Origin of the sequence: Rhodococcus sp. A14 (genome assembly GCF_011603105.1) — a bacterium.
Taxonomy (GTDB): Bacteria; Actinomycetota; Actinomycetes; order Mycobacteriales; family Mycobacteriaceae; genus Rhodococcus_F; species Rhodococcus_F opacus.
Genome location: NZ_JAAOQS010000112.1, coordinates 21,004 through 27,084, shown reverse-complemented (window position 1 = coordinate 27,084; position 6,081 = coordinate 21,004). Strand labels below are relative to the sequence as shown.

Annotated in this window: 5 protein-coding genes and 1 pseudogene; 3 read left to right on the top strand and 3 right to left on the bottom strand. The window is 68.1% G+C overall.

What is annotated here, in order from left to right; genetic code table 11:
* Positions 1–163 (bottom strand): annotated as a pseudogene (locus tag G9373_RS37195) (IS1182 family transposase); the annotation flags it as partial.
* A 139-nt stretch (positions 164–302) separates the two neighbouring features.
* Positions 303–977: a GPP34 family phosphoprotein gene (locus G9373_RS37190; RefSeq protein WP_167120005.1), complete on the bottom strand. Its 675-nt coding sequence runs from the start codon at positions 975–977 to the stop codon at positions 303–305.
* Positions 978–1,122: 145 nt separating this feature from the next.
* Here G9373_RS37190 and G9373_RS37185 point away from each other — a divergent pair, with 145 nt between their 5' ends.
* Both G9373_RS37185 and G9373_RS37180 read left to right on the top strand, forming a co-directional pair.
* On the top strand, positions 1,123–2,160 hold the full coding sequence (locus G9373_RS37185) for an alpha/beta hydrolase family protein (RefSeq protein ID WP_120659653.1): 1,038 nt from the start codon (positions 1,123–1,125) through the stop codon (positions 2,158–2,160).
* Positions 2,161–2,228: 68 nt separating this feature from the next.
* A complete protein-coding gene (locus G9373_RS37180) occupies positions 2,229–4,163 on the top strand; it encodes a propionyl-CoA synthetase (RefSeq protein ID WP_133986148.1) in 1,935 nt (644 codons plus the stop codon).
* Positions 4,164–4,167: 4 nt separating this feature from the next.
* Here G9373_RS37180 and G9373_RS37175 read toward each other — a convergent pair whose 3' ends face one another.
* Complete coding sequence (locus G9373_RS37175; protein ID WP_005244080.1) at positions 4,168–4,743, bottom strand: TetR/AcrR family transcriptional regulator; 576 nt, start codon at positions 4,741–4,743, stop codon at positions 4,168–4,170.
* Between the two features lie 98 nt (positions 4,744–4,841).
* On the opposite strand from G9373_RS37175, the gene G9373_RS37170 reads away from it, so the two are divergent.
* Positions 4,842–6,065, top strand: a complete 1,224-nt coding sequence (locus G9373_RS37170) for an MFS transporter (RefSeq protein WP_065492890.1) — start codon at positions 4,842–4,844, stop codon at positions 6,063–6,065.
* Positions 6,066–6,081 lie beyond the last annotated feature (16 nt).

Sequence of the window (6,081 nt, the reverse complement as noted above, 5' to 3'; positions counted from 1 at the left end):
AGGCGGCGCGGATCCGGGACAGGTCCAGATGCTCGTCGACCAGCTCGGCGATGAACCGGGCCAGATGCTCGGCCGGCAGCCAGTCGTCGAGCGACGGCGGCAGCAACAACCCCTGTTCCGGGTCGAACGCCCGGAACGTCTTGTCCACCGGCCGCTTCGGCACCCCGAAATCGGGTTCGACCCGCTGCACAGGGTCTACCTCGAACAACCCACCATCATCGAGATCATCAGGCACGCCCCATCATCTCGCATACCCGACCATCACCCGAACACCCCGCCCGGCGTGTTACCGACCCACGCTCCTAGCCACTCCCCGCGACGATGGCGGGCACGGTGGCGGCGACGACGATCGCGGCGTTGACGGCCTCGACGGATTTGCGCACGGCCTTGCCTGCCCAGTCGCCTTCGGCGATCTCCCTCGCCCGTTTCTTCACGGCGCGACGATCGGCGTCCGGGAACAGCTTCGGGGCCGCGTCGACCGCGGACAGGAGCGAGACGAGCGCGGCGGTGCGGGGAGTGGGGGTGACCCCGTCGAGGAGCGCGGCGCTCAGCTCGGACCGCAGCGCGCGTTCGTGGCTGCCGTCGACCTCCGGCCACCGCGTGGTCGGGAAGATGCCCAGCACCTTGCCCTTCTCTTCGCGGACCCAGCCCGTACCGACGATGCGCTTCGCGAGTTCGTCGCGCAGGTTCTTGGCGAGCTTCTCGATGGCCGCTTCCGGTTTCATCGGCTTGGACGTACCGATGAGGTCGACGGCCCGCGCGAGCAGCGGATCCTGCGGTCGCGCCCCGTCCCGGGCGACCAGACGCCCCTTCTTCACGTCTTCGCCCGGTTCGGCCGGGGTGACGACGTCACCCAGGGCCAGTTCCAGAAGAACGGCGCCGGCGAGGACGCGCGGCATCCGGGTCCCGTCGACGACGGGCTTCCCCGATGTGTCGTCGAGCAGCAGCAACAGCAGATCTTCGGCGAGCAGCGTCATACTTCCACGATAGGGCGACGTCGCGGCGAAGTCCGGTGTCCGTTCAGCCGCCCCGGGGAATGTTTGCCGGTTACCGTGAAGGGGCAATGTTCTGAGTATTCACCAGACGGTTGTCGGGCACCGCAGTCAAGCACGAGGAGCGGCTATGAGCGCGATCGGACACTGTCGGGCACTCCTGGCGGTCGCCGTCGTTGCGTCGTCGGCCATGTTCGGTCAGGTGGCAGCGGCGTCGGCGGACGAGTGGCGAGCACTTCCCGCCGACAAGCCGGCTTCGGCAGACGGATCCGTCCTCGACCGCATCGAGGAGATCGGCGACCGTCAACTGAACATGTACGTCTACTCGGCGGCGATGGAGAAGGTGATTCTCCTCGAAGTGATCCGCCCCGCCGACACGAGCGTGCCGCGGCCGACCCTGTACCTACTCAACGGCGCCGGTGGCGGCGAGGATTCGGCAACCTGGCAGGCGAGGACCGACGTCGTCGACTTCTTCGCCGACAAGAACGTCAACGTCGTCACTCCCGTCGGCGGGGCGTACAGCTACTACACCGACTGGGAAAAGCCCGATCCCGTCCTCGGCGTGAACAAGTGGACCACCTTCCTCACCGAGGAACTTCCCCCGATCGTCGACGCCACACTCGGAACAGACGGTGCGAATGCCATCGCGGGTCTGTCGATGTCGGGCACATCCGTCCTCAGCCTGGCCGAGGCGGCCCCGTCGCTGTATCGCGCCGTCGGCGCGTTCAGCGGATGCGCCGAGACGAGCACCAAACCGGGCCGGGACTACGTCACCTTCGTCGTCAGCTTCCGAGGCGGCGACGTCGAGAACATGTGGGGACCGCCCGACGACCCCGCGTGGGTGGCCAACGACCCCGTCGTCAACGCCGAGAAGCTCCGTGGCATCGACTTGTACATCAGCAATGCCACCGGGCTGCCCGGCGTCCACGAGAACCTCAACGGCCCGGATATCAACGGAGATGTGGGCACGCTGGCCAACCAGGTGATCGTCGGCGGCATCATCGAGGCGGGAACCAACGAGTGCACCCATCGGCTGGCCGACCGGCTGAACGCCCTGGGGATCCCGGCCACGTACGATTTCCGGCCCGCCGGCACCCACTCGTGGGGTTACTGGCAGGACGACCTGCACAACTCCTGGCCGATGATCGCCGGTTCCCTCGGCCTCTGACCGCATCATCACGCGCCGACGTCGCATAGGGTGTTGCGGGTCACACGACGACGAGAGGACGTGCATCGATGAGCTCCCCGGGGACTCCGCCTCCGAGCGACAACCATGGCCAGAGCTACGCCGAGGTGTACTTACGGAGCACCGACAGTCCCGAGGACTTCTGGCTCGCCGCCGCCGAGGCCGTGGAGTGGGTGACGCCGCCGACGCAGGCGCTCGACGATTCCGCCGCCCCGATGTACCGGTGGTTCCCGGATGCGTCGCTCAACACCTGCTTCAACGCTCTCGACCGGCACGTGCGGGACGGCAACGGGGATCGGGCGGCGTTGATCTACGACTCGGCGATGGCCCCCGCTGCATCCCGCACCTACACCTACGCAGAACTTCTCGACGAGGTGTCCCGGTTCGCCGGCGTCCTGAAGGACCAGGGTGTGGTGGCCGGTGACCGGGTGATCGTCTACATGCCGATGATCCCCGAAGCGGCGATCGCGATGCTGGCCTGCGCCCGCATCGGTGCCGTGCACTCGGTGGTGTTCGGCGGCTTCGCCGCGAAGGAACTCGCGACCCGCATCGACGACGCCGGACCGGTGGTGCTGGTGACGGCGTCGGGTGGCCTCGAGCCGGGGCGCACCGTCGACTACCTGCCGATGGTGGCGAAGGCGCTGGAGCTGTCCGGAACCCCGCCGCACACGGTGATCGTCAAGGACCGGGAGCAGATCCCCGGTTCGGCCGCCGACTACCAGGGCGCCGGGGCGGCGTGGTTCGACTGGGATGCGCTGATGGCGGATGCGGCACCCGCGGAGCCGGTTCCGGTGGTCGCGACGGACCCGCTGTACATCCTCTACACGTCCGGCACCACCGGGAAGCCGAAGGGCGTGATCCGCGACAACGGTGGGCACGCCGTCGCGCTCACGTGGTCGATGCGCAACATCTACGACATCGGCCCGGGCGACGTGTGGTGGACTGCGTCCGACGTGGGCTGGGTGGTCGGGCACTCGTACATCGTCTACGGGCCGCTCCTGGCCGGTGCCACGTCCGTGCTCTACGAGGGCAAGCCCGTCGGGACCCCGGATGCGGGCGCATTCTGGCGGGTGATCTCCGATCACGGTGTGTCGGCACTGTTCACCGCCCCGACCGCGATCCGCGCCGTCCGCAAGGCCGATCCCGACGCGAAGGAGATCGAGAAGTACGACATCTCCTCCCTGAAGACGCTGTTCGCGGCGGGCGAGCGCCTCGACCCCGACACGTACGCGTGGGCGACCCGCGTCCTCGGCCGTCCCGTCGTCGACCACTGGTGGCAGACCGAGACCGGCTGGGCGATCTGCGCCAACCTGCGCGGGCTCGAACCGATGCCGCTGAAGGCGGGCTCCCCCACCGTTCCGGTGCCCGGGTACCGGGTCGAGGTGGTCGACGCCGAAGGGAACACGGTTCCCGCCGGGGCCGAGGGCAACATCGTGATCGGGCTGCCGCTGCCTCCGGGCACCCTGGCCGGGTTGTGGCGCGACCCGGAGCGGTACGTGCGGTCGTACCTCGCCACGTTCGAGGGCTACTACCTGACCGGCGACTCCGGTTACATCGACGAGGACGGGTACGTGTACGTCCTCGGCCGCAGCGACGACGTCATCAACGTTGCCGGACATCGGCTTTCGACGGGCAGCATGGAGGCGGTGGTCGCGGGACACCCCGCGGTGGCCGAGTGCGCGGTGGTCGGCATCCGCGACGAACTCAAGGGCCAGAAGCCCAGCGGCTACGTCGTGCTCAAGGCCGGGGTCGAGATCGACCCGGAGACCCTCCGCAACGAACTGGTCGCGATGGTGCGCGAGCAGATCGGCGCCGTCGCCACGTTCCGTGACGTGACGGTCGTGCAGGCGCTGCCCAAGACCCGCTCGGGCAAGATCCTGCGTAAGACGATGCGGCAGATCGCCGACCACGAGGAGTACACGGTGCCCTCCACCATCGAGGACGTCGCCGTCCTCGACGCGCTGAAGAAGCAGCTGGGCGGCTGACCTCTCAGACCCGGACGGCCGCGTCGAGTGCGTGATCCACCAGTTCCCCGACGCGGTCCGCTTCGAGAGGGTCGAGGTCGAACAGGATGCGGTAGATGATCGGCGCCACGACATGGTCGATCACGTGCTCGACCACGCCCTGCACGGGTTCGCCCCGTCCGAGGATCGTTTCGATCTGGGTGCGGCAGAACGTCGCGCACCTGAACTGATTGGTGCCGTCCTCCGACCTGACGGTGTCGGCACTCATCACGACGTCGCGCAGTGCCGCCCGCCCCACCGGTGAGGACATCTCCTCGAGGTAGTCCTGCGCCCAGGCAACGAGGTCGCCTCGCACACTGCCGGTTTCACGCGGGGGCGCGTCGGGATGCAGACGCTCGAGCGCGACGTCCGCGAACAATTCGGTGATGTCCCCCCAGCGCCGGTAGATGGTCGACGGGGTGACCCCGGCGTCGGCGGCGATCATGGGGACGGTGATGTCCGCTCGGTCGCGCTCGTCGAGAAGTTTGCGCGTGGACGCATGCACCGCCTGCTGGATGCGGGCGCTGCGACCACCGGGGCGCGGGCCTGGAGCCGGACTCATGCCCCCATGCTAACGCAAAGACGTTGCATTAAGAACGGTGGCGGCGTAGCGTCCATTAACGCAAACCCTTTGCATTAATGTTCTCCGGGGAGTACGCCATGACGACGCTTGCCGCGCCCGAAGCACCACCGACGTCTCGACCCGCACTGCGCCGAGGAGCCGCCTTCACGCTCGTCGCGGTCGTGATCGCCACCCTGCTCGGCGCGTCTGCCGCACCCACACCGCTGTACGAGGTGTACCAGTCGAACTGGGGCTTCTCGTCGCTGCAATCGACGCTGATCTTCGGCATCTACGCCGTGAGCCTGCTGCTGGCGCTGCTCACCGTCGGTTCGCTCTCGGACTACGTCGGCCGCCGGCCCGTGCTGATCACGGCACTCGTGTTCGAAGCCGCCTCGATGATCATGTTCGCGACAGCCGAGGGCATCGGCCTCCTGCTGATCGCCCGAGTCGTGCAGGGTTTCGCCACCGGCGCCGCGATCAGCGCGCTCGGTTCCACCCTCCTCGACCTCGAACGCACACCCGGACGCGGCGCCACCGTCAACAGCATCGCGCCCACCGTCGGCCTCGCACTCGGCGCCATCGGATCGAGCCTGATCAGCGAGCACCTTCCCCGGCCCACCAGCACCGTGTTCCTGGTGTTCTGCGCGCTGTTCGTCGTCGAGATCCTCGGCATCTGGGCCGCACCCGAGACAGCGGTCCGGCAGAAGGGGGCTCTGGCATCGATGCGTCCGACGCTGGCGGTCCCGTCCACCGCACTGGGAATGCTCGTCCTCACCGGACCCTGCCTGGTGGCAGTGTGGGCGCTGGGCGGCTTCTACCTGTCCCTCGGACCTTCGCTCGCCCGTAACGCGCTCGACGTCCACACGTCGCTGATCGGCGCCATCATGGTCGCGACGCTCACCGGGACCGGCGCATTCGCGGTGTTCCTGCTGCGCAACGTGGCAGCACGACGCATCCTGTACGTCGGAGCGTCCGCCCTCGTCGTCGGAGTCGCCATCACCCTGGTCGGCGCCGAAACGTCGTCGGCGCTGTGGATTCTCGCAGGAACCGCGGTGGCGGGCATCGGGTTCGGCGCCGGCTTCCAGGGCACCATCCGCACCGTCATGCCGCTCGCCGAACCGCACGAGCGCGCGGGACTGCTGTCGAGCATCTACGTGATCGCCTACCTCGCCAACAGCGTTCCCGCGCTGATCGCCGGATACCTCGTCGGAAAGGTCGGGCTCGTCGACACCACCCGCATCTACGGCGGACTCGTCATCGTCCTCGCCGCGGCGGCGTTCCTCGGGCTCCTCATGCGCAAAGCGCCCGTGAGTACTTCTTAACCGCCCGCGGTTAAGA

Coding starts and splice junctions, on each gene's coding strand:
- G9373_RS37190 (WP_167120005.1), bottom strand. CDS start 977: ATGACGCTGCTCGCCGAAGATCTGCTGTTGCTGCTGCTCGACGACACA.
- G9373_RS37170 (WP_065492890.1), top strand. CDS start 4,842: ATGACGACGCTTGCCGCGCCCGAAGCACCACCGACGTCTCGACCCGCA.
- G9373_RS37185 (WP_120659653.1), top strand. CDS start 1,123: ATGAGCGCGATCGGACACTGTCGGGCACTCCTGGCGGTCGCCGTCGTT.
- G9373_RS37180 (WP_133986148.1), top strand. CDS start 2,229: ATGAGCTCCCCGGGGACTCCGCCTCCGAGCGACAACCATGGCCAGAGC.
- G9373_RS37175 (WP_005244080.1), bottom strand. CDS start 4,743: ATGAGTCCGGCTCCAGGCCCGCGCCCCGGTGGTCGCAGCGCCCGCATC.